The sequence below is a fragment of the Streptomyces sp. NPDC059906 genome (assembly GCF_042730645.1).
Lineage (GTDB): Bacteria > Actinomycetota > Actinomycetes > Streptomycetales > Streptomycetaceae > Streptomyces > Streptomyces rubrogriseus.
Window position 1 is genome coordinate 49,820 of sequence record NZ_JBHWKU010000025.1, and the last position, 22,127, is coordinate 71,946.

Below are 22,127 nucleotides of genomic sequence, written 5' to 3' on the forward strand. Positions count from 1 at the left end.
ACCCGTTCCATGCTGTTTCTCGTCGTCGCTCTCCTGCTCCTCGGTGTGCTCCTGGGCGCCGTCGCCCACGCACCGCTGACCTTCTCCGTCACGGCCGGCCTGGTCATCGCCGTCTGGCTCGGCATCTTCGCCCTCCGCGAGCGGCACGGCCGCCGGCGGAGCACCTCCGCCCACTGACGTACTCCACCGACGCACCTCCACCGACGCACGGCAGGGAGAACACCATGCAGCTCACCGCACCGGCCAAGCGCACCAGCGACACAGGCACCGGCCGCGCCACCCGCCGTACCGGCATCCACGACACCGACGGCATGGCCGTCGCCTCCTTCGTCCTCGGACTCCTCGGACTGCTGGTCCTCAACGTCTTCCTCGGCCCGATCGCGATCGCCCTGGCCGGCATCGCCCTGTGGCGCGGCACCGCCCGCCGCGGCCGGGCCCTCCTCGGCCTCGGCCTGGGCGTCGCCGACCTGCTGGTCCTGGTGGTGTTCATGTCCGCGGACAACACGATGTCCTGGAGTCTGTGAACCACCCCACCGCCTCGTCCGGCCCGCCGCGCGACGAGGCCAACCTTGGTCTGAGACCGGGCGGAACCGCCCCGTAGAATCGGCCGCACCATGGCATACCTCGACCACGCCGCGACCACCCCGATGCTTCCCGAGGCGGTCGAGGCGCTCACCGCGCACCTGAGCGCCACCGGCAACGCCTCCTCCCTGCACGCGTCCGGCCGCCGGGCGCGGCGCACCGTCGAGGAGGCCCGGGAGACCCTCGCCGAGGCGCTCGGCGCCCGCCCCAGTGAGGTGGTCCTCACCTCCGGCGGCACCGAGGCCGACAACCTCGCCGTCAAGGGCCTGTACTGGGCCCGACGCGACGCCGACCCGGCCCGCACCCGGGTCCTGGCCAGCCCCGTCGAGCACCACGCGGTCCTCGACGCCGTGCACTGGCTCGGCGAGCACGAGGGCGCCACCGTGGAGTACCTGCCGGTCGACGCCCAGGGCCGGGTCCACCCCGAGGCACTCCGCGAGGCCATCGCCCGCGACCCCGGGGACGTCGCCCTCGCGACCGTCATGTGGGCCAACAACGAGATCGGCACCATCATGCCGGTCCGGGAACTCGCCGACGTGGCCGCCGAGTTCGACGTGCCGCTGCACGCCGACGCGGTCCAGGCCTTCGGCCAGATTCCGGTCGGCTTCGCCGCCTCCGGGCTCGCCGCCATGACCGTTTCCGGCCACAAGATCGGCGGCCCCTACGGCATCGGCGCGCTGCTGCTCGGCCGGGAGTACAGCCCCGTCCCCGTCCTGCACGGCGGCGGTCAGGAACGCCACGTGCGCTCCGGCACCCTCGACGTCCCCGCCGTCGCCTCCTTCGCGGTCGCCGGGCGTCTCGCCGCCGAGCAGCGCGAGTGGTTCGCCCGCGAGATCGGCGCCCTGCGCGACGACCTGGTCGACGCCGTCCGTACCGCCGTCCCGGACGCCGTCCTCGGCGGCGACCCGGCGCCCGGGGGCCGCCTCCCGGCCAACGCCCACTTCACCTTCCCCGGCTGCGAGGGCGACTCCCTCCTCCTCCTGCTCGACGCCCAGGGCATCGAGTGCTCCACCGGCTCCGCCTGCACCGCGGGCGTCGCCCAGCCCAGCCACGTCCTGCTGGCCACCGGAACCGATCCCGACCTGGCCCGCGGCACCCTGCGCTTCTCCCTGGGGCACACCTCGACCGAGGCCGACGTGGAGGCACTCGCCAAGGCGATCGGCCCCGCGGTGGAACGCGCCCGGGCGGCGGGGCTGTCGTAAGGCGTAAGGCTCAGGCCTTGGTGGGCGGCTTCGACGGCGCGCTCGTGACCGCGCGCCGCACCAGCTCCAGGTACCGGTCCCAGTCCCAGTGCGGCCCCGGATCGGTGTGGTCGGTGCCCGGCACCTCCACGTGGCCGAGGACGTGCTTGCGGTCCACGGGTATGCCGTACCGCGCGCAGATCCCCGCCGTCAGCCGCGCGGAGGCGGCGTACATCGCGTCGGTGAAATCCTGCGGGCGGTCCACGAAACCCTCGTGCTCGATGCCGACACTGCGTTCGTTGTAGTCGCGGTTGCCCGCGTGGTACGCCACGTCCAGCTCGCGGATCATCTGGGTGACGCGCCCGTCCTGCCCGACTATGTAGTGCGCGGACGCCTTGTGCCCCGGGTCCTGGAAGGCCCGCACCGCGCTGTCGAAGCTGCCCTGCGTGACATGGACGATCACCATGTCGATGCCGAAGTCGTCCGGTCGGTCCGCCCGCCGCCAGTTCGCGTCCGACGCCGCCACCCAGCGCGCGCCCGCGTAGTCGACCACGCCGTCCTCGCGGGGCCGCTCGACGCCCGGTATCCGCCACCACAGCCGGGCCAGCTCGTCACGGGCCAGCACACCGGTGCCCACGGCCGCCGCCGCCCCGCCGACGATCAGCGCCCGGCGGCCGATGCGGCGGTCGCCGTCCGCGGACCCGCCGCCGGCCGGCCCGCCCGGTGTGGACCCGCTCTTGGATCCCTGCTTCGCCCCCATGCGATCTTCAACGCATACTCGCGCGCTCCGGTTCCCGCTTCCCCCGTACTCTGGAGGAGTTATGACTGAGACCCCGCAGCGCACCCGCCCCCTCCGCGTCCTCGCCGCCATGTCGGGCGGAGTCGACTCCGCCGTCGCCGCCGCCCGCGCGGCCGAGGCGGGGCACGACGTGACCGGCGTCCACCTGGCGCTCTCCGCCAACCCGCAGTCCTTCCGCACGGGCGCCCGGGGCTGTTGCACCATCGAGGACTCACGGGACGCCCGCCGCGCCGCCGACGTCATCGGCATCCCGTTCTACGTGTGGGACCTCGCCGACCGCTTCCGGGAGGACGTGGTCGAGGACTTCGTCGCCGAGTACGAGGCGGGACGCACCCCGAACCCGTGCCTGCGCTGCAACGAGAAGATCAAGTTCGCGGCCCTCCTGGACAAGGCCCTCGCGCTCGGCTTCGACGCCGTCTGCACCGGCCACTACGCCCAGGTGATCCTGCGCGAGGACGGCGTCCGCGAGCTGCACCGCGCCTCCGACATGGCCAAGGACCAGAGCTACGTCCTCGGCGTGCTCGACGACCGGCAGCTCGCCCACGCCATGTTCCCGCTCGGCGACACGGTCACCACCAAGGACGAGATCCGCGCGGAGGCCGAGCGCCGGGGCCTCGCGGTGGCCAAGAAGCCCGACTCGCACGACATCTGCTTCATCGCCGACGGCGACACCCAGGGCTTCCTGGCCGACCGGTTGGGCAAGGCCGAGGGCGACATCGTCGACGAGGCGGGCACCCGGCTCGGCACCCACGAGGGCGCCTACGGCTACACCATCGGCCAGCGCAAGGGCCTCAGGATCGGCACCCCGGCCCCCGACGGCAAGCCGCGCTACGTCCTGGACATCTCCCCGGTGAACAACACCGTGACGGTCGGCCCGGCCGAGGCCCTCGACGTCGACGCCCTCCGCGCGATCAAGCCCCGCTGGTGCGGCGCCGCCCCCACCGGCCCCGGCACCTACACCGCCCAGCTCCGCGCCCACGGCGGCGAGACCGAGGTCCGCGCCGAACTGACCGACGGCACCCTGGAGGTGACCTTCACCGAGCCGGTCCGCGGCGTCGCCCCCGGCCAGGCGATCGTGCTGTACGACGGCACGCGCGTGGTGGGCTCGGCGACCATCGCGTCGACGGTGCGCGCCGTACCGACTGCGTCGTCGGTCTGACAAAGCGTGGGCCGCCCGTGACGCGCGGCAGCGCCCGTCAACGGCCGGTGACGAGCTCTGGCGCATCCGGAGACGGCCCCTTAGGCTCGGCAGTGCGGATTACCCGCACGTAGCACCCTAAGGCGGCGGTCCTGCCCCCGCCTCGTCAGGAGGTCGGCCGTGCTGCTCAGTTTCCGGGTGGCCAACCACAGATCCATCCGCGAGGAGACCGAGCTCTCCTTGGTGGCGACCGAGCTCAATGAGGGCACCGCACGCGAGACCGGTGCCCGCTCTGAGGGCAAGCCCGTCTCCGTCCTGCCGGCGGTCGGGATCTTCGGGGCGAACGCCTCCGGCAAGAGCAACGTCCTGAACGCCCTGCGGTTCATGAGATCGGCCGTGCTGGACTCCTTCGCGGACTGGAGCAAGAGAGCCGAGATCCCACGCCAGCCCTTCGAGCTGGATCCGGACGCACAGGACGAGACGAGCTTCTTCGAAGTGGACCTCATGCTCGGCAAGGATCGGGTCCGGTACACCTACGGCTTCGAGCTTTCGGACGAGCGCGTCGAGGCGGAGTGGCTGCACGCCTACCCGTCCGGGCGGCGCCAGATCTGGTTCGACCGCGAGGCGGGCCGTCCGGACGACGAGGGCGGTGAATTCCGCTTCCCCGGTTCCGGCCTGAAGGGGCAGAAGGACCTCATCGTCACGTCCACCCGCCCAGACGCCCTGTTCCTCACGGCCGGTGCCACGCTCAATCACCCCGGGCTCGCGGCGGTCCACCGCTGGTTCGTCAACAACCTGTGGCTGGTGACCACCGGCCCCGACGTCGCGCACCGCACGGAATGGACCCGAAAGCAGCTCACCGACCGCAAAGCGGGCGCCCGCCTGCGGGAGCGCATCGGCGCCCTGCTGGCCGCCGCCGACCTGGGTGTCTCAGGACTGACTCTCGACCCCGAGAGCGGTGAGGTGCAACTGCTCCACCGCAGCGCCGACGGCACCCCCCGCCCCCTCGACTTCTGGGCACAGGAATCCCTCGGCACCCACGCCTGGTTCGCCTTCCTGGGCCCGCTCTTCCACATGCTGGACCAGGGCGGAGTCCTCCTCGCCGACGAACTCGACTCCAGCCTGCACCCCATCCTCGCCGCAGAGGTCCTCCGCCTCTTCCAGGACGACGAGGCCAACCCGCGCTTCGCACAGCTGATCTTCACCACGCACGACGCGACCCTGCTGGGCCCGTCCGTGGTGGAACGGCCACTCGACCGCGACCAGGTATGGATCGCACTGAAGAAGACCACCGGCGAATCCCAGCTCTACCCCATCACGGCCGCGCGCAAGGCCCGCCGCGACGACAACCTGGAACGCCGCTACCTGCACGGCCACTACGGCGGCGTCCCCCGCCTGACTACCGGCGAGATCGCACGACAGATCGCACTCATCGAAGAGGGGCTGCGGGCAACAGCGTGAGCAGGGGACAACACAACCGGAACCAGCAGGGAAACCGCCGCCGTCGCCGCCGCGACTGGGAGTCCGCGCCGTCGGTGCGCAGACCGAGCCAGTTCTACGGGGACGAGTCCCGGCGGGTGGTCTACGTGGCGGGCGAGGGGGAGCGGACCGAGCGCGACTACGTCGCCCTGCTGAACTCGGCCTACGGAGAGCGCGAGAAGTTCTTCCTCAATTTCTGCGTGACCAGGAAGGGACTCCGCCCGACGGAGGTGGTCGACCTCGTCGTTGCGTCGGCGTCGGCTCCCGACGACGAGAAGTGGGCCCTCTTCGATCGCGACGCCCCCGACAACCGGGATCAGGACATCCCCGATGCCATGCGCGACGCGGCCAAGTACGGGGTCCAGGTGGCCCTGTCGCACCCCTCCTTCGAACTGTGGCTGCTGCTGCACTTCCAGCAGTTCACCAGCCAGGAGGGCGGCATTCCGGACACGGTGGTGGAACGGCTGCGAGCGCATCGCGAGGCCAAGGGCTTCGAGAACTACGACACCGGCTCCGGCGACCACGGCAAGGGCATCACCGAGGAGCAGGCCCGCACCCTCACGGACCCGGACAAGCGGCGTGAGAGGACGGCCGTACGAAACGCCCGCAGACTGGTCGGCATGTGCGCTCACGGAGGCTGCTCGGGCCGGGACGTCGACCACTCCGTGATCCCCGGCCCCGGCACGGAGACCTACGAACAGTGGACCCGCCGCAGCGGCCACGCCGCCAACTGCGACCCGCTGAAGCGAGACCCGTCCTCCGACATGTGGCGCCTGCTGGTCCGGCTCGGGATCGTCGAGGACGAGACGCGGGGCGGCTGAGTCCGTACGCCGCCCGTCCGGCGATTTCTGGCGAGGCCGCCGGTCGGACTACGCTGCCGGGGTTCTCCCCATTCCCGACGGTGTACGAAGGACCGGTCCGTGGCCAGACTGACCCTGCCCCAGCTCGAACGGCATCTCTACTCGGCTGCCGACATCCTGCGCGGGCGGATGGACGCCTCGGAATACCGGGACTACATCTTCGGGATGCTCTTCCTGAAGCGTTCCTCGGACGAGTTCCAGCCTGAGTGGGAACGGATCTACCGCGCGGAGCTCGAACGGCCGGGCAAGGACGAGAAGGACGCCCTCGCCCGCGCCAACGACCCCGAGAGCTACCCCAGGGTCTTCTACGTCCCCCAGAAGGCACGCTGGTGGAAGGGCCCCCACAAGTACCACGAGCCCCTGGAGCCAGGCGGCCCGATCCCGGACCCGGAACCGGGCATCTCCGGCCTCACCGAACAGGTGGGTGAGGGCCTCGACCAGGCCCTGGCGGCACTCACCGGCTCCAACCGACGCCTGACCGGCGTCACCTCGCACATCTCCTTCAACGACACGGTCGGCACCAGGACCCGTTTCACGAACGCCGAACTCCGCTCGCTGATCCGCCACTTCACGCTCTACAGGCTGCGCAACGAGGACTTCGAGTTCCCGGACATGCTGGGCGCGGCGTACGAGTATCTGCTGGCCCGCTTCGCCGACACGGCCGGACAACGCGGCGGCGAGTTCTACACCCCGCGCGAGGTCGTACGGATGATGGTGCGGCTGGTCGACCCGCGGGAACGGGAGTCGGTCTACGACCCCTGCGCGGGCTCCGGCGGCATGCTCATCGCCGCCCGGGAACACGTTGAGGAGGACGGCGGCGACCCCAGCACCCTGTCCGTCAACGGCCAGGACAAGAACGGCCCGTCCTGGTCCATGGCGAGCATGAACATGGTGCTGCACGGCATCCGGGAGTTCGACCTGACCCTGGGGGACACCCTCACCGAGCCGTTGCACCTGCGGCGGGACGGCAGTCGGCAGCTGAGAACCTTCACGAAGGTCCTTTCGAACCCTCCCTTCTCCCTCCCCTACGACAAGTACGAGGTCGAGAAGGCCGAGGAGGCCCACGGCCGGCGGATGAAGTGGGGCTGGGCACCCGAGACGGGCAAGAAGGCCGACCTGATGTTCGTCCAGCACATGATCTCCGTGCTGGAACGGGACGGTGTCGCCGCCACCGTCATGCCGCACGGCGTGCTCTTCCGGGGCGGCAAGGAGCGGGACATCCGCAGGAAACTCCTGGAGGACGACTGCGTCGAGGCGGTCATCGGCCTCGGCCCCAACCTCTTCTACGGCACTGGCATCCCCGGCTGCATCCTCATCCTGCGCAGACCGCACCGCAAGCACGGCGACCGCCAGGGCAACGTCCTCTTCGTCAATGCCGACCGCGAGTACCGCGCTGGACGCAACCAGAACGTCCTCGGTCCCGAACACGTCGAGAAGATCGTCACCGTCTACCGGGACTGGACCCCGATCGACGGCTACTCCCGCGTCGTCAGCAGGGACGACCTGCTCGCCGCCGACTGCAACCTCAACATCCGCCGCTGGGTCGACAACTCCCCGCCTGCCGAACCCCAGGACGTGCGGGCCCACCTGTACGGGGGAGTACCACGGGCCGAGATCGACGCGAAGAGCGACGCCTTCGCGTCGTACGGCGTGAACCTGCTGTCCCTCTTCGGGGTGCGGCAGGACGACGAGGCCTACGTCGACTTCCTGCCCGAGGGCCCGGACACCGCGGCGGCACGCATCCCGGGGCTCGCGGCGGTGAAGGAGACCGAACTGCGCGAGCGCCACGAGAAGTGGTGGGCCGAGCAGGCGGAACACTTCACCCACCTCACCGTGGACCGCCAGCCGATGCGCCTGCGGGAACGCCTCCTCGCCGGCTTCCGCGAGGCGATCGAACCGGTCGGCGTCCTGGACGAGTACGAGACGGCCGGCATCATCGCCGACTGGTGGGCGTCCGCCCGCTACGACGTCAAGGCCCTCGCCGCGGGCGGCTACGAGCGGGTGCTGGACGGCTGGGTCGAGACGGTCGAGACCATGGTCAACCCGGTCGCCCCGACGGCGGACGACGACACGGAGAGCGGCGGCCGGACGAGCCGGGGCCGGACCAAGTCGACCGTCTCGACGGCGGACAAGCGTCGCGCCCTGGACGAGCCGGTGGTGCGGGCCCTCATCCCCGAGTTCCTGGAGGAGGTCGCCCGCGCGGACGCGGCGCTCGCGAAGGCCGACGCGGCGTACAAGACGGCGGTGGCCGAACTCGCGGCGGCCCAGGGCCCGACGGAGGCGCCCGACACGGACGACGAGGATCCGCCGGAGCCGGAGGACAGCGACGAGGACACGCCCTCGCCCGACCCGGTCGACCCGGAGGAACTCGCAGCCCTGGAGAAGAAGGTCACCCTGCGCCGCAAGGAACGAACGGCGGCGTCGAAGCACCGGTCGGCGCTGGACGCGAAGTTCCTGGACATGTTGCAGGCGGGGGCCGACAACGCCAAGGCCGAGGACGACGGACAGTTCGTCGTCCTCAAGGTCCTCGGCGAGGGCCTCACCGCCCGCCTCGACGCGAGCGCCGCGGCTGGCCGCCGGGAACTGGTCGCGGCGTTCCGCCGCTGGGCGGAGAAGTACGCGGTGTCCCTCGCGGAGCTGGAGACGGAGAGCGACGGGGCGGCGGAGGAGTTCGGGGCGTGGGTTGAGGAGCTGGGCTATGGGCGGTGAAAGCAGGTATCCGCTGGTTCCTGTTGGCGAGATCTTGCGGTCCGATCCGAGTAATGGTTTCTCGCCAAAAGAAGTAGCGGAATGGACAGGTCTGCTGTCCCTCGGGCTCGGTTGCCTTACGAAGAGTGGTTTCCTTTCACGCCAGTTGAAAAGAGTTCCAGACAGCGCTTATGCGCGAAGGTTCCTGCTGAGTGACGGGGACCTACTCTTGAGTCGGGCCAATACGCGTGAACTCGTGGGATTGGTTGGGATATACCGTGACGTAGGGAATCCCTGCATCTACCCAGACTTGATGATGCGCCTGATTCCAAACGACATCGTATGTTTGCCCAGCTATCTCGAGCTGGTGCTTGGGTCGGCCACTGTGCGAAGAGAATTGCAAGCCGGTGCGCGTGGCACAAGCGAAAGTATGGTTAAAATTAGCGCATCCCTGGTCCAATCGCTGCGCGTGCCGCTGCCATCCATTGCCGAGCAGCGCAAGATCGTCAACGCCCACGCGGTGGTTGAACAACGGATTGCGGCATTGGATCAAGTTCGAGCGAAGCTTCGTGTTATTCAGCGCGGAGTCGTGGAGGGCCTTCTGGGTGGGAGGGATTACCTCCCGTGAGATGGTAAAGGCGACAGTCGTGGCTTCATGCGACTTAGGGAGTTCGACCCCTCTTCGCTTATTCCATCTCACTCAGGAGCGGAAGGTGTCAGCGTCAGACTCGATAGCTCGGATAAATGCGGTGAAGGTAGCATGTTCAACTGAAAAGCTCATGGCGGGACGGACGCTGTGCCTGATGCCTATGCAACGGTCACCCAGGTCAGCGATCTCCACGCAGTTGTTGCCACCCTCCTCCGAGTATGACGACTTGTACCAAACTGGTTCAGACGGCATGGGGTACCTCCTACAGCTCGCGGGCCACCTTGTGGATGAAGTCGGCTGACTCCTGTGGAGTCAACGCGGCCGTCTCGATCAAGTCCAGTCGCCTGCGGAAGTTCTCCAACTGGACGGGTGCGTCGTAGAAGATCGCTCCGGCCGGCGAGTCCATATGCACGGTGTCCAGGTGCGGGTTGGCCGCTTCCGCGTAGAGGACGGTGTCTCCGGCCATCGGGAACCCTCCTGCGGTGAAGGGGATGACACGCAAGGTCACGTTGTCCCGTTTGGTCGCCGCCAGCAGGTGGTTGAGTTGGTCTCGCGCCACCTTGCGACCGCCCAGCTGAATCCTCAACGCCGACTCGTGGATGATGCCGAGATACGGGATCGAGTGTGCGCCGTCGATAGCGCGCTGGCGAGCCATGCGGTGTGCTACGCGTAGTTCGATCTCCAGTCGTCGGAGAGGCGGAACGATCAGCTCGAAGACCGCCCTCGCATGTGCCTCCGTCTGGAACAGACCCGGCAGGTGCGCGGTTTGCGCGGTGCGCAGTCGTACGGCGTGATGCTCAACCTCTGACACGTCGAGGAAGCCGGGCGGGATCTTGCCCCGGTACTCCTCCCACCAGCCCGCCTTGCGGCCTCCGGTCATGGCGGCCAGTGCGTCCACGAGCGACTCGTCATCGCATTCGTAGATGCTGGCGAGGCGGCGCAGACGTTCCTCGCTGATGCCGTACCTGCCCGCCTCGATGTTCGAGATGTTGGTGCGATCAGTCCCCAAGAGGCCCGCGGCGGTCGGGGCGGACATGCCTGCTGCCTCTCGGAGTCGCCTCAACTCCCCGCCAAATCGACGTTGTCGGACAGTCGGTGTCGTTCGTGGTGCCATGTGGACGTCCCCTCGTTCGCGCACAGTGTGTCGATGTCGCTCACTGTCTGCAAGCGACCTTGGGTATTTAACTCGTTCCAGTGAGTTTGGTTACACGGGTTAAATGGCCGTGGGTATGGTGTGACTCACGCCACCCACCTGTCCCCTCTGGCGGAAGCGCACCGCAGCCCTCCCGCTCGTCGTGGATCCAACGAGAGGCGAGGGCACGGCAGGCCACCTCCGGTGGGCGAAGGTCGGGGCGCCGTGCGGTGCGATGGTCGTCATCCGCACTCGCTCACCCCCACAACCCCCGCCACCCATGGACAAGACACCCGACAGACACACGCACACGCACATGACACGCCACGCACAAGGAGGTGCCGCGTGAAGAATGCGGAACCGGAGTACGAGTCCATGCCCGAACCGTCCGGCTGGACGGACGACCGTCCGGCTCTCGGACCGGCCCCCATCCCGTTCAGCGAACCCTGGGAGTACGAGCTCCGCTTTCCCCGCGACCCCCGAGGGCCGGCCGTCGCCCGGACCACGCTCAAGGCCGTGCTCGGCGCGCACGGGCTGGGGGAGTTCACCGACCGGGCCGAGCTGTTGGCCTCCGAGCTGGCCACCAACGCCGTCCGGTACTCCGTCGGACCCGCGACCGTCCGACTGCGCTGGACCAACCCCGTGCTGCGGGTCAGCGTCACGGACACCTGCCCGTTGGTCCCCGTGCCGTTCGTGGCGGCCGGGCCGGACGCGGAGCGGGGGAGAGGGCTGCTGATTCTCGATCTGCTCGCCGACGACTGGGGCGGATGCCGAATCGGGGAGTCCGTGTTCGGGGTCGGTGGCAAATGCGTCTGGTTCGAGCTGATCCTCGGTGGAGGGGACCGGCCGACCGGCGGCGGTGCGAGCGGAGGAGGAGCCGGGCCGGTGGCCTCTGGAGACGTCGGACTCGCCGCCTGACGGCACAGTACGGGCAGGCCCCCTGCGGCCTGTGACCACCACCGGAGAGTGTGAACACTTCGGCCCAAGTGTTCACGCCCTCCAAGACCCACCCCTCCACCACCCCTGGCCGAAGGCCGCCCCCGCCCTCACCGTGGCACCTGACGACACCCGCCCCCGCCGATAGGCTGATCCGCACCCCTGTTCACCCCCGGAGTGACGGAGTGGACGGCGGGCACGGCAGTGGGCGACGGGGAACAACGGGCGGGCAAGGGGAGCCGGTGGCGGAACAGCCGGAGTACGTGAAGGTCGAGCGGCCGCTGATCGAGCAGTTGACGGTCATGGGGTGGGAGCATCTGCGCGGGGCGCCGCCCGGGCAGCCCGCGACCCGCCCTCAGGACACGGAACGCGGCTCGTTCACCGACGTCGTCTACGCGGACCGGTTCCGCAACGCCGTGGCCCGGATCAACGTCCGCCCGGAGGACGGCACGTCCTGGCTCACCGCGCGGCAGCTCGATCATCTCCTCGCCCGCGTCCTCGGCACCGCCCCCGGTCAGGGCCCGGCCGGGCGGGGAGTCGCCGGGAATCTGGAAGTCACGCGGCTCCTGCGCGAGGGCGTCAACGCGCGGACGCTTCCCGGGTGGAAGAAGGGTGACCCCGAGCACGTTCGACTCGTCGACTGGGACGGGCGGTTCGAGAACGGCAACGACCTCCTGGCCGTGTCCCAGTTCCGGGTGGAGCGGGCCGACGCGGAGGCCGTCACCCCGGACCTGGTGCTGTTCGTGAACGGGCTGCCCTGGGTCGTCGTCGAGTGCAAGGCTCCGGTGACGACCCGGCGCAAGGACCCGCGGTTCGCCCTCGACGCGGCGGTCATCGAGGTCATCGACTATGCGGGCGTGGACGCCCTCGCGCCCGTCGCCGAGTTCACCCGGTTCGCCCAACTGCTGGTGGCGACCGACCGGGCGCACGCCGAACTCGGCACCATCACGGCCGAGGCCAAGCACTTCGCGCCCTGGCGGACCGTCGCCCCGGCGACGGAAGCACAGGCCAGGGAGGAGACCCGTACACCCGAGAGCCGGGAGCTCACCGCGCAGCACACTCTCGTCGCGGGCGTTCTGCGGCCCTCCCATCTCCTCACCCTCGTCCGGGACTTCACCACGGACACGCGGCACGGCAACCGCACGGTGAAGGCCGTCGGCCGGTACCAGCAGTTCCGGGCCGTGCACGCCATCGCCGAGACCCTGCGACGGCGCCGCGCCGGACTGGAGGCGAAGGAGGAGGTCGACCAGCGCGGCGGTGTCGTCTGGCACACCCAGGGCTCCGGCAAGAGCCTCACCATGGCCTTCCTCGTTCGTCACCTGCGCAGCACCAAGGACCTGCGCGGACACAAGGTCGTCGTGGTCACCGACCGCATCGACCTGGAGAAGCAGATCCGGCGCAGTCTCGCCGCCGCCGACGAGGACATCTACCGCTCCCGGTCGGTCGAACAGGCCCGGACGTACCTCGCGGTGGACGTCCCCGACGTCGTCCTGGTCATGCTCCAGAAGGCCCGACGGGACGACACCGCCTGGGACGGCCGTGCGGAGAAGCTCGCCGAGGAACCTGACGAGCAGGACAGGGTGCACAACCACGTCGCCAACCCGGGGCACGACGTCGTCGTCCTCGTCGACGAGGCCCATCGGGGCCACCTGGCCTGGCAGCACGCCCGGCTGCGCGCCATGCTGCCGAACGCCGTACTGGTCGGCTTCACCGGTACCCCCATTCTCAGCAAGGCACACAAGACCACCGAGGACATCTTCGGCGGCTTCACCGACACCTACACCCTGCGCGACGCCGAGACCGACGGGGCCGTCGTCCCCGTGCGCTACGAGGCGCATCAAGTCGACCTGGAGGTCATCGAGAAGGCCGCACTGGACGCCTCCTTCGACATCGAGGCGCCGAAGGATTCGAAGCAGCGGGAGCAGGTGCTGCGGAAGTTCGCTCGGAAGAAGGAGGTGCTGGAGTCTCCTTCCGTCATCGCGGACAAGGCCGAGCACATGCTGTCCCACTGGACGCGCACGGCGCTGCCCGACCGGTTCGGGGCACAGATCGTCACCGTGTCCCGGAAAGCGGCAGTCCGGTATCGCACCGCCCTGCTGGCAGCCCGTGACCGCCTCGTGGCCAAGGCCGACCGGCTCGATCCCGACCTGGTGCACGATCCGAACGGCTACGACTCCGCCTCCCGGGAGGAGCGCGAACTGCTGGATCTGCTCCCGCACCTCTCACTGCTCCGCTCCATCGACGCCGCCGTGGTCATCTCCCAGGCCTCCTCCGGGCAGCCCAGGGACCCGGAGGACTGGAAGACCTGGACCGCCAAGTCCCGGCAGGACGCGCACATCGCGCGCTTCAAGCAGGGCCTCGGCGACCCGCACGCCGTGGCTCACGACCCTTCTTGGGACGCTTTCACCCACGGTTGGCCCGGTACCGCCCCTCCCGGCGGGCACCCCGCAACGGGCAACGATCCCTGGGACGAGGAAACAGAATCGCCCGACGTCCACGGCAGTGCCGGGACGGCGGCGGAGGACGAGGGCGACCCAATGGCCTTCCTGGTCGTCCAGTCCATGCTCCTCACCGGCTTCGACGCCGCCGTCGAGCAGGTTCTCTACCTCGACTGCCCGCTCTCCGGCGTCGGACTGCTCCAGGCGGTCGCCCGTACCAACCGCCTGTATCCGCACAAGGAGTGGGGCCAGATCGTCGACTACATCGGGGTGGGGCCCGAGCTGTCCCGCTCCATGGACGAGTACGACGAAGCCCACCTTCGGGCCGTATACGGCTATCAGGACATGTCCCTCGACCACCTGACGCCGGACTACCAGGGAACACAGCCGGTCCGTGACCGCATGTGGCTGGAGACCGAGGCGGCGGCCGACAACCGGCTGGCCGACCTGCGCGCCCAGATCGCCCGGCTCCTCGCCGACCGGGGCATCACCTCGCTCGGCACCGAGGCGCAGCGGGAGGACCTGCTCGCCGAGCTCGCCGACCCGACACTGCTGGGCGAGTTCGACGAACTCGTACGGGACTTCCTCACCGCTCTCAACGCCGTACTGCCGAGACCGGCCGCGCTCGCGTACGAGACCGACGCGCGTCTGCTCGGCGAGGTCCAGTACCTCGCCCGGCAGCGGTTCCTGGACGCCCGCGAGGACTTCAGTCCGCGCCGCTACGGTGCCAAGGTGCGCCGGCTCATCTCGCGCCACCTGCGGGTGTCGGCGATCGAGGAGCGGGTGCCGTCCGTGGAGCTGACCGCGGTCGACTTCATGGAGAAGGTCGGAGCCAACCCGGACCCGCGGACCAGGACGGCCTACATGCGCAGCAGACTCCGGCTGCACATCGACGCCCGCCTTGGCTCCGACCGGTCGCGCTACCAGCGGTTCAGCGACCGGCTGGAAGAGATCGTCCGGGCGATGAGCGACGACTTCGAGCAGGCCGCCGCCGCGCTGGCGGACCTGGTGGACGACGTGGTGGCGGCCGAAGGCGACGAAGTCGGCCCGTACGACGGCGGGGACCCTCGGGTGCATGACCTTGACCGGTGGACCGAGCAGCCGGTGTACGGGCTACTCAAAGAGGCGTTCGAGGAGACCGGAGTACCGGAGGACACGGACCTGGTCCGGGGAGCGTTGGACCTCACCGCGGAGCTCGCCCGGCTCGTCGGTTCCCAGGACTTCGTCACGCTCGCGGATACCCAGATCAGGGTCCGCAGGGAAGTGCGCGTCTATTTGGAGAGCGATCTGCACATGGACTGGGCCCGGGTCGGGGACCTGGCCGCAGACCTGGTGGAACTCGCGCGCGATCGGCACGCCGACTTCCTGCGGTACCGGCGCCGGACGGAGTGAGATGCCGACCGCTCTCGACGGTCACGGCCACCGCCTTCGCCGGGGCGTCGTGGCCGGGTGGTAGGAAGAACGGGTGACCAGCACCGTCCACCCCGTTCAGCAGGCGATCGCCGCCCTGCCGCTCCCCGACGAGTGGGAGTGGGAGTTCGTCGTCCGGCCTCGCCGTCGGACGCTGGGCATCGACGTCGCTCCGGACGGCGGAGTGCGCTTCGCCGTGCCGCCGGGCGCGGATCCCCGTGCGGTGGCCGATGCCGTACGGGCCCGGTTGCCACGCCTAGCGGACGAGGTCCGGCGCCGACGGGCCCGTCCCGTTGGGAAGGTCAAGGAACTGGTCGACGGAACGGGCTTCGCCTACCTCGGTCGCCGTCACCGGCTGTTGATCGTTCCCGGCGAGGACGGGCGTCGGCCGGTACGCCTGCACCAGGGCAGGCTCGAACTGCCCCACCTCACCGACCGGCGCGAGGGCGGACGCCGCATCGCCGCCTGGTACACCGAGTGCGGTCGACGCTGGCTGGCCCTGCGCATGCCGTCGTTCGCCGGAGTCGTCGGAGTCTCACCGAGCGGACTCGCGGTGCGCGACCTGGGTACGCGATGGGGCGCCTGTGGCCCCGATGGGACGATCGTCGTTCACTGGGCGGTACTGCAACTGCCGCCCGCGTTGGTGGACCTCGTCCTCGTGCACGAACTGTGCCATCTGCGGACGTCCGGTCACGGAGCCGAGTTCCGCGGCCGTCTCCGGAGCGCGCTTCCGGACGCCGACGAGCGTGAGCGCCACTTCGCCGAGGAGGAGCCGGAGCTGTGGCGGGGCGCCGTGAGGTGAACCCCGCCCGCCGTTACGGCCCCGCGAGGAACTCCGCCAGCACCGGCGCCAGTACGCCCGGCTCCACCATGTGGGTCTGCCGGTCCACGGTGCCGTACCGGCCGTCGGGAGCCGCCTCCGCGATCGCCCGTGCCGCCTCGTGCCACCACCGGTCGCTCGCGCCGCCCGCGAGGACCAGCAGGGGCACGGTGATCGCGGCGATCTCGGAGCGGGGCACCCGGCCGTCACCCAGCACGGCGTCGTCGTACGCGAGGCTCGGCGCCACCGACTCCATCCCGGCCCACATCGGGGACTGCCGGGCACCCCGGATCATCTCCTCGCCCAGCCCGGTATGGCGCAGGAACAGCTCCACGGCGTCCCCGCGCCTGCCCTGCCCGAGGGCCTCGCCCAGCCGCTCGGTGTACTCGGCCCCGGCCCGCACAGCCGCGTCGTCCATGGCGTACGGCACCTCGTACACGGCGACCCGGCGCACCGGCAGACCGCTCGCCGCCGCCCGGAGCACCAGCGCGCCGCCCGACGACATGCCGTACAGCGATACCTCGCCGCCCAGCGCCTCGATCACCGCCGCCAGATCCTCGATCTCGCGTTCCACCGCGTAGGGCGCGGTGTCGCCGCTCTCGCCGCGCCCCCGGCGGTCGTACACGGTGACGTCGAAACGGCCCGACAGCTCGGCGGCCAGGGGTGCCGTCGTGGCCCCCGTCGACATCGCGCCGCTGACGAGCACGACGGCCGGCCCCCGCCCGGAGCGTTCGTAGGCGATGCGGGTGCCGTCACGCGAAACAGTCGTCATCTCCATGCCTGTGCAGACTGCCCTACGGCACCGGATTCATCGCTCAGGACACCTCGACTTCGTAGAAACAGAGGTGGTCCTTGATCTCCGCGACCTCCGGCTTCGGGTCCGGGTACGCCCAGACCAGGTCCGCCGCGTCGGGCAGCGACCAGTAGGACGCGTCGCCCTTGAAGGGGCAGTGGGTCTGCGTGTCGGACGGGGACAGCAGGTCGAGGCGCACGTCGTCGGCCGGGATGTAGTACCGGTCGGGACAGCCCGTCTCGTGCAGCACCAACGCCCCGTCGCTCTCCGCGAGCACCTGCCCGTCGTGCACCACGCGCACGTGCCGCTCGCTCGGCTCGACGGTGATGATGTGTCCCTTGAGTCCCTTGAGTCCCTTGAGTCCCTTGGTCACGGTAGTCCTCCTTGGCTCGGTGGCGGCCTCTCCCCACGACAGCACGGCCGGAAGCCGAGTTCTTCCCGTCCGCGCGGGAACGTACCGTTGAGCCATGAACATCTGCGTCTTCCTCTCCGCCGCCGACCTCGACGAGCGCTACACGCGCCCCGCCAAGGAGTTTGCCGAACTCCTCGGCAAGGGCGGCCACACCCTCGTCTGGGGCGGCTCCGACGTCGGTCTGATGAAGGTGGTCGCCGACGGCGTGCAGGAGTCCGGCGGACGGCTGCTCGGGGTCTCGGTGGACTTCCTGGCGGCCAAGGCCCGCGAGGGCGCCGACGAGATGGTGATCGCGAAGGACCTCGCCGAGCGCAAGCGGCTGCTGCTGGAGAAGGCCGACGCCGTGGTCATCATGGTGGGCGGCACCGGCACGCTCGACGAGGCCACCGAGATCCTGGAGCTGAAGAAGCACGGGCACACCGACAAGCCGGTCGTCCTGCTCAACACCGCGGGCTTCTACGACGGCCTCAAGGAGCAGTTCCGCCGCATGGAGGACGAGGGCTTCCTGCCCCGCCCCCTCACCGAGCTGGTCTTCTTCGCCGAGGAGCCGGTGGGCGCGCTCGCCTACCTGGAGGAGAGCCAGGGCATCGAGTAGGGCGCCGGTGGTGCGAGCATGGCGGGCATGGCTACACATGTGATCACCGGAGCGGGCTCCGGCATCGGCGCGGCCGTCGCCCGCCGCCTGCACGAACGCGGTGACGAGGTCGTGCTGCACGCCCGCGACGCGGGCCGCGCCAAGGAACTGGCCGCCGCGCTCCCCGGTGCGAAGACGCTGGTCGGCGATCTGTCCGACCCCGGCAAGCTGTCCTGGGCCCTCTCCCACCAGACGCTGCCCGACCGGGTGGACTCGCTGCTGCACGTCGCCGGGGTCGTCGACCTCGGTCCGGTCGGTGACCTCACCCCGAAGACCTGGCTCAACCAGCTCAACGTCAACCTGGTCGCCCCCGCCGAGCTGACCCGCCTCCTGCTGCCCCAGCTCCGCGTCGCGCAGGGCCACGTCCTCTTCGTCAACTCCGGCTCGGGCCTCAACGCCCACGCCGGCTGGGCCGCGTACGGCGCCTCCAAACACGGCTTGAAGGCCCTGGCCGACGCCCTGCGCCAGGAGGAGCACGCGAACGGCGTCCGCGTCACCTCGGTCTACCCCGGCCGCACCGCCAGCCCCATGCAGGCCAAGGTCCACCAGCAGGAGGGCAAGGACTACGACCCGGCGAAGTGGATGGACCCGGAATCCGTCGCCACCACGATCCTGATGGCCCTGGACCTCCCGAGGGACGCCGAGGTCAACGACCTGACAGTGCGCCCGGGACGGTGATCCAGCCCGTCCGGCGTTCGAGGACGAGGCCGTCCGGGCCGAAGCGGGGGTCTGGGGGCGGCAGCCCCCAGGGTCGGGAACGGGAAGGGGCGGCGGGGGCGAAAACAAGCCCCGCACCCCTGCGTACGCTTGCCCCGTGAACGACGACTTCGCCCCCGCCACCGGCATCGGCAGCCTCCCGGGCCACGACGCCCGAGAGGCCGCCAAGACCGCCACCGGCAGCTTCGAGGACTTCCCCTTCCTCCCCGAGCTGCCCGCCCGCGGCCCCGGCGCCGACATGATCGGCCGCACCGCCGGCATGCTCGTCGAGCTCTACGCGCGCGTGGAGCCCAGCGGCTGGCGGCTCGGCGACCGCCCGGGCCGGGACACCAAGCGGGCCCGGGCCTGGCTCGGCGAGGACCTCGACGCCCTGGAGGAGTTCACCCAGGGCTACGAGGGTCCGCTCAAGGTCCAGGCCGTCGGCCCGTGGACGCTCGCCGCCGCCCTGGAGCTACGCAACGGCGAGGCGGTCCTCTCCGACCCCGGCGCCTGCCGCGACCTCGCCGCCTCGCTCGCCGAGGGCCTGCGCCTGCACCTGGCGGAGATCCGGCGCCGCGTCCCCGGCGCCCGCCCCGTCCTCCAGCTCGACGAACCCTCCCTCACCGCCGTCCTGCGCGGTCAGATCCGCACCGCCAGCGGCTACCGCACCCACCGCGCCGTCGACCGCCAGGCCGTGGAGGCGACGCTGCGCGAGGTCGCCGGGGTGCACGACGGCGGCCCCGTCGTGGTCCACTCCTGCGCGCCGGACGTGCCGTTCGCCCTGCTGCGCCGGGCGGGCGTCGCGGGCGTCTCCTTCGACTTCGCGCTCCTCACCGAGCGTGACGACGACGCGATCGGCGAGACCGTCGAGGGCGGCACCCGGCTCTTCACCGGTGTCGTGCCGGGCACGGACACCGCATTGTCAGACCCTGCCGGTAGCGTTTCGGGTGTCAGAACGCTGTGGCGCAGGCTGGGGCTGCGTCCGGAGCTGCTCGCGGAGGCGGTCACCGTCACTCCGGCGTGCGGACTCGCGGGTGCCTCCCCGGACTACGCCCGGCGCGCGCTCGCCCACTGCGTCCGGGCGGCAAGATCTCTCGCGGACAACCCAGAGTAACGGGAGGACATACGGTGGCCGGCGACAAGCAGGGCGACAAGCAGGCGGAGACGACGAGCGTGCCCGCCGAGGCGCGGGAGCGGCACGCGCAGCTCGCCGAGCAGATCGAGGAGCACCGCTTCCGGTACTACGTGAACGACGCGCCCGTCGTCAGCGACGCGGAGTTCGACCGGCTGCTGCGCACCCTGGAGGAGCTGGAGGAGCGGCACCCGGAGCTGCGCACCCCCGAGTCCCCGACCCAGAAGGTCGCCGGTGCCTATGCGACCGAGTTCACGGCCGTGCAGCACCCCACGCGGATGCTCTCCCTGGACAACACCTTCAACGACGACGAGCTGGCCGCCTGGTTCGACCGCATCGCGAAGGAGCTGGGCGAGCAGGAGTACCATTTCCTGTGCGAGCTGAAGGTCGACGGACTCGCCGTCAACCTCACCTACGAGCACGGGCGCCTCGTCCGCGCCGCCACCCGCGGCGACGGGCGCACCGGCGAGGACATCACGCCCAACGTCCGCACCATCGCCGAGATCCCCGAGCGCCTGGCGGGCGACAAGGTCCCCGACCTGGTGGAGATCCGCGGCGAGGTCTACTTCCCGATGGAGAAGTTCCAGGAGCTCAACGCCCGGTTGAACGAGGCGGGGGACAAGCCCTTCGCCAACGCGCGCAACGCGGCGGCCGGTTCGCTGCGCCAGAAGGACCCGCGCGTCACCGCCTCCCGCCCGCTGCACATGGTGGTCCACGGCATCGGCATCCTGGAGGGCTACGCGGGCCTGACCCGCCTCTCCCAGGCGTACGACCTGCTGAAGACCTGGGGCCTGCCCACCTCCCCGCACAACCGGGTGGTCGACGGCCTGGACGGAGTACGGGAGTTCATCGCGTACTACGGCGAGAACCGGCACTCCGTCGCGCACGAGATCGACGGCGTCGTCGTCAAGCTCGACGAGATCCGCCTCCAGGGCCGGCTCGGCTCCACCGCCCGCGCGCCCCGCTGGGCCATCGCCTACAAGTACGCGCCGGAGGAGGTCAACACCAAGCTCCTCGACATCAAGGTGGGCGTCGGCCGCACCGGCCGCGTCACGCCGTACGCGCAGGTCGAGCCGGTCACGGTGGCGGGCAGCGAGGTGGAGTTCGCCACGCTGCACAACCAGGAGGTCGTCAAGGCCAAGGGCGTGCTCATCGGCGACACCGTGGTGCTGCGCAAGGCCGGTGACGTGATCCCCGAGATCCTCGGTCCGGTCGCCGACCTCAGGGACGGCGGCGAGCGGGAGTTCGTGATGCCGGCGGAGTGCCCCGAGTGCGGGACGCCGCTGAAGGCGATGAAGGAGGGCGACATCGACCTCCGCTGCCCCAACGCCCGCGCCTGCCCGGCCCAGTTGCGCGAGCGGGTCGCCTACCTCGCGGGCCGGGAGTGCCTGGACATCGAGCACTTCGGCGGGGTCGTGGCCGCCGCGCTGACCGGGCCGCTGGAGCCGTCCGAGCCGCCGCTGGTCGACGAGGGCGACCTCTTCGACCTCACGGTCGAGAAGCTGCTGCCCATCAAGGCGTACGTCCTCGACCCGGACAGCGGGCTGCCCAAGCGCGACCCGGAGACCGGCGAGGAGAAGACCGCCATGGTCTTCGCCAACAAGGCGGGCGAACCGAAGAAGAACACCCTGGCGCTGCTCAAGCACATCGAGGACGCCAAGGCCCGCCCGCTGGCCCGCTTCATCAACGGCCTCTCCATCCGGTACGTCGGGCCGGTCGCCGCCCAGGCCCTCGCCCGGGAGTTCCGCTCCATCGACCGCATCGAGCAGGCCACCGAGGGGGAGCTGGCGAGCACGGACGGCGTGGGCGGCACCATCGCCACCGCCGTCAAGGAGTGGTTCGCGGTGGACTGGCACCGCGAGATCGTACGCAAGTGGAAGGCGGCCGGGGCCCCGTTGGAGGACCGCTCGACGGGGGAGGACGAAGGCCCGCGCCCGCTCGAAGGACTCACCGTCGTCGTCACCGGCACCCTGGAGAACTTCACCCGGGACGGCGCCAAGGACGCCCTCCAGAGCCGGGGCGCGAAAGTGACCGGATCGGTGTCCAAGAAGACGTCGTTCGTCGTGGTCGGTGACAACCCCGGTTCGAAGTACGACAAGGCGATGCAGCTGAAAGTGCCGGTTCTGAACGAGGACGGTTTCGCCGTCCTGCTCGAACAAGGACCCGAAGCGGCGGCGGGCGTCGCGCTTTCGGCTGAGGAATAGCGGTTGAAGGCCACCCGATCGGCGCATATCAGATGCATACGGGTGGCCGGGTGGCATTCGGGCAACCGTCGACGACCAGTGCCCCTGGAAGCCTTCCGCGGCCTACTGTTGAGGTGTGCGCCCGCCGTGCCCAGCTGCGGTCGG

The 22,127-nt window shown here is 70.3% G+C and carries 20 protein-coding genes; 15 read left to right on the forward strand and 5 right to left on the reverse strand.

Annotated features, from left to right (window positions below):
• Positions 1-9 precede the first annotated feature (9 nt).
• The 3 genes from ACFV9J_RS29970 (at position 10) to ACFV9J_RS29980 (ending at position 1,784) form a co-directional block, all read left to right on the forward strand.
• Positions 10-177, forward strand: a complete 168-nt coding sequence (locus tag ACFV9J_RS29970) for a hypothetical protein (protein WP_385359206.1) — start codon at positions 10-12, stop codon at positions 175-177.
• 47 nt (positions 178-224) lie between these two features.
• A complete protein-coding gene (locus tag ACFV9J_RS29975) occupies positions 225-524 on the forward strand; it encodes a DUF4190 domain-containing protein (protein WP_385359208.1) in 300 nt (99 codons plus the stop codon).
• Positions 525-614: 90 nt separating this feature from the next.
• Positions 615-1,784 carry a cysteine desulfurase family protein gene (locus ACFV9J_RS29980; RefSeq protein WP_385359210.1) on the forward strand — a complete coding sequence of 390 codons (1,170 nt, stop codon included), beginning with the start codon at positions 615-617 and terminating at the stop codon, positions 1,782-1,784.
• A 10-nt stretch (positions 1,785-1,794) separates the two neighbouring features.
• On the opposite strand, the gene ACFV9J_RS29985 is transcribed toward ACFV9J_RS29980, so the two are convergent.
• Positions 1,795-2,523 carry an N-acetylmuramoyl-L-alanine amidase gene (locus ACFV9J_RS29985; protein WP_385359213.1) on the reverse strand — a complete coding sequence of 243 codons (729 nt, stop codon included), beginning with the start codon at positions 2,521-2,523 and terminating at the stop codon, positions 1,795-1,797.
• Between the two features lie 61 nt (positions 2,524-2,584).
• On the opposite strand from ACFV9J_RS29985, the gene mnmA reads away from it, so the two are divergent.
• The 5 genes from mnmA to ACFV9J_RS30010 all read left to right on the forward strand — a co-directional run bounded on the left by mnmA (position 2,585) and on the right by ACFV9J_RS30010 (position 9,355).
• Positions 2,585-3,721 (forward strand): tRNA 2-thiouridine(34) synthase MnmA, encoded by a 1,137-nt coding sequence (gene mnmA, locus ACFV9J_RS29990; protein WP_385359216.1) that lies wholly within the window; start codon positions 2,585-2,587, stop codon positions 3,719-3,721.
• A gap of 159 nt (positions 3,722-3,880) precedes the next feature.
• Positions 3,881-5,161, forward strand: coding sequence for an ATP/GTP-binding protein (locus ACFV9J_RS29995; protein ID WP_385359218.1), 1,281 nt, complete (start codon positions 3,881-3,883; stop codon positions 5,159-5,161).
• On the forward strand, positions 5,158-6,000 hold the full coding sequence (locus ACFV9J_RS30000; RefSeq protein ID WP_385359221.1) for an RloB family protein: 843 nt from the start codon (positions 5,158-5,160) through the stop codon (positions 5,998-6,000). The genes ACFV9J_RS29995 and ACFV9J_RS30000 overlap by 4 nt, the downstream gene beginning before the upstream one ends.
• Positions 6,001-6,099: 99 nt before the next feature.
• Positions 6,100-8,748 (forward strand): N-6 DNA methylase, encoded by a 2,649-nt coding sequence (locus tag ACFV9J_RS30005; RefSeq protein ID WP_385359223.1) that lies wholly within the window; start codon positions 6,100-6,102, stop codon positions 8,746-8,748.
• Positions 8,738-9,355, forward strand: coding sequence for a hypothetical protein (locus ACFV9J_RS30010; RefSeq protein ID WP_385359226.1), 618 nt, complete (start codon positions 8,738-8,740; stop codon positions 9,353-9,355). Before ACFV9J_RS30005 ends, ACFV9J_RS30010 begins: the two co-directional genes overlap by 11 nt.
• Before the next feature lie 72 nt (positions 9,356-9,427).
• On the opposite strand, the gene ACFV9J_RS30015 is transcribed toward ACFV9J_RS30010, so the two are convergent.
• Both ACFV9J_RS30015 and ACFV9J_RS30020 read right to left on the reverse strand, forming a co-directional pair.
• Positions 9,428-9,628, reverse strand: a complete 201-nt coding sequence (locus ACFV9J_RS30015; RefSeq protein ID WP_385359229.1) for a DUF397 domain-containing protein — start codon at positions 9,626-9,628, stop codon at positions 9,428-9,430.
• 10 nt (positions 9,629-9,638) lie between these two features.
• Positions 9,639-10,490: a helix-turn-helix domain-containing protein gene (locus ACFV9J_RS30020; RefSeq protein WP_385359231.1), complete on the reverse strand. Its 852-nt coding sequence runs from the start codon at positions 10,488-10,490 to the stop codon at positions 9,639-9,641.
• A 363-nt stretch (positions 10,491-10,853) separates the two neighbouring features.
• Here ACFV9J_RS30020 and ACFV9J_RS30025 point away from each other — a divergent pair, with 363 nt between their 5' ends.
• The 3 genes from ACFV9J_RS30025 (at position 10,854) to ACFV9J_RS30035 (ending at position 16,094) form a co-directional block, all read left to right on the forward strand.
• Complete coding sequence (locus tag ACFV9J_RS30025; protein ID WP_385359233.1) at positions 10,854-11,426, forward strand: ATP-binding protein; 573 nt, start codon at positions 10,854-10,856, stop codon at positions 11,424-11,426.
• Between the two features lie 260 nt (positions 11,427-11,686).
• Positions 11,687-15,274 (forward strand): type I restriction endonuclease subunit R, encoded by a 3,588-nt coding sequence (locus ACFV9J_RS30030; RefSeq protein ID WP_385359235.1) that lies wholly within the window; start codon positions 11,687-11,689, stop codon positions 15,272-15,274.
• 73 nt (positions 15,275-15,347) lie between these two features.
• A complete protein-coding gene (locus ACFV9J_RS30035; protein ID WP_385359238.1) occupies positions 15,348-16,094 on the forward strand; it encodes a M48 family metallopeptidase in 747 nt (248 codons plus the stop codon).
• A 13-nt stretch (positions 16,095-16,107) separates the two neighbouring features.
• Here the strand turns inward: ACFV9J_RS30035 and ACFV9J_RS30040 are convergent, their stop codons facing one another.
• Both ACFV9J_RS30040 and ACFV9J_RS30045 read right to left on the reverse strand, forming a co-directional pair.
• Complete coding sequence (locus tag ACFV9J_RS30040) at positions 16,108-16,890, reverse strand: alpha/beta fold hydrolase (RefSeq protein WP_385359240.1); 783 nt, start codon at positions 16,888-16,890, stop codon at positions 16,108-16,110.
• A gap of 37 nt (positions 16,891-16,927) precedes the next feature.
• A complete protein-coding gene (locus tag ACFV9J_RS30045; protein WP_385359242.1) occupies positions 16,928-17,278 on the reverse strand; it encodes a DUF427 domain-containing protein in 351 nt (116 codons plus the stop codon).
• A gap of 94 nt (positions 17,279-17,372) precedes the next feature.
• Here ACFV9J_RS30045 and ACFV9J_RS30050 point away from each other — a divergent pair, with 94 nt between their 5' ends.
• The 4 genes from ACFV9J_RS30050 to ligA all read left to right on the forward strand — a co-directional run bounded on the left by ACFV9J_RS30050 (position 17,373) and on the right by ligA (position 21,983).
• Entirely contained in the window at positions 17,373-17,912 is a 540-nt protein-coding gene (locus ACFV9J_RS30050; RefSeq protein ID WP_361011276.1) for a TIGR00730 family Rossman fold protein, read from the forward strand.
• Between the two features lie 27 nt (positions 17,913-17,939).
• A complete protein-coding gene (locus ACFV9J_RS30055; RefSeq protein ID WP_385359245.1) occupies positions 17,940-18,629 on the forward strand; it encodes an SDR family oxidoreductase in 690 nt (229 codons plus the stop codon).
• Between the two features lie 136 nt (positions 18,630-18,765).
• A complete protein-coding gene (locus ACFV9J_RS30060; RefSeq protein WP_385359247.1) occupies positions 18,766-19,761 on the forward strand; it encodes a methionine synthase in 996 nt (331 codons plus the stop codon).
• Between the two features lie 14 nt (positions 19,762-19,775).
• On the forward strand, positions 19,776-21,983 hold the full coding sequence (gene ligA, locus ACFV9J_RS30065; protein WP_385359249.1) for an NAD-dependent DNA ligase LigA: 2,208 nt from the start codon (positions 19,776-19,778) through the stop codon (positions 21,981-21,983).
• Positions 21,984-22,127: the final 144 nt, after the last annotated feature.

Bases quoted from the DNA above. Each gene is read 5' to 3' on its own strand.
- ACFV9J_RS29970 (WP_385359206.1), top strand. From the start codon at position 10: ATGCTGTTTCTCGTCGTCGCTCTCCTGCTCCTCGGTGTGCTCCTGGGC.
- ACFV9J_RS29975 (WP_385359208.1), top strand. From the start codon at position 225: ATGCAGCTCACCGCACCGGCCAAGCGCACCAGCGACACAGGCACCGGC.
- ACFV9J_RS29980 (WP_385359210.1), top strand. From the start codon at position 615: ATGGCATACCTCGACCACGCCGCGACCACCCCGATGCTTCCCGAGGCG.
- ACFV9J_RS29985 (WP_385359213.1), bottom strand. From the start codon at position 2,523: ATGGGGGCGAAGCAGGGATCCAAGAGCGGGTCCACACCGGGCGGGCCG.
- mnmA (WP_385359216.1), top strand. From the start codon at position 2,585: ATGACTGAGACCCCGCAGCGCACCCGCCCCCTCCGCGTCCTCGCCGCC.
- ACFV9J_RS30010 (WP_385359226.1), top strand. From the start codon at position 8,738: ATGGGCGGTGAAAGCAGGTATCCGCTGGTTCCTGTTGGCGAGATCTTG.
- ACFV9J_RS30015 (WP_385359229.1), bottom strand. From the start codon at position 9,628: ATGCCGTCTGAACCAGTTTGGTACAAGTCGTCATACTCGGAGGAGGGT.
- ACFV9J_RS30020 (WP_385359231.1), bottom strand. From the start codon at position 10,490: ATGGCACCACGAACGACACCGACTGTCCGACAACGTCGATTTGGCGGG.
- ACFV9J_RS30040 (WP_385359240.1), bottom strand. From the start codon at position 16,890: ATGGAGATGACGACTGTTTCGCGTGACGGCACCCGCATCGCCTACGAA.
- ACFV9J_RS30050 (WP_361011276.1), top strand. From the start codon at position 17,373: ATGAACATCTGCGTCTTCCTCTCCGCCGCCGACCTCGACGAGCGCTAC.
- ACFV9J_RS30055 (WP_385359245.1), top strand. From the start codon at position 17,940: ATGGCTACACATGTGATCACCGGAGCGGGCTCCGGCATCGGCGCGGCC.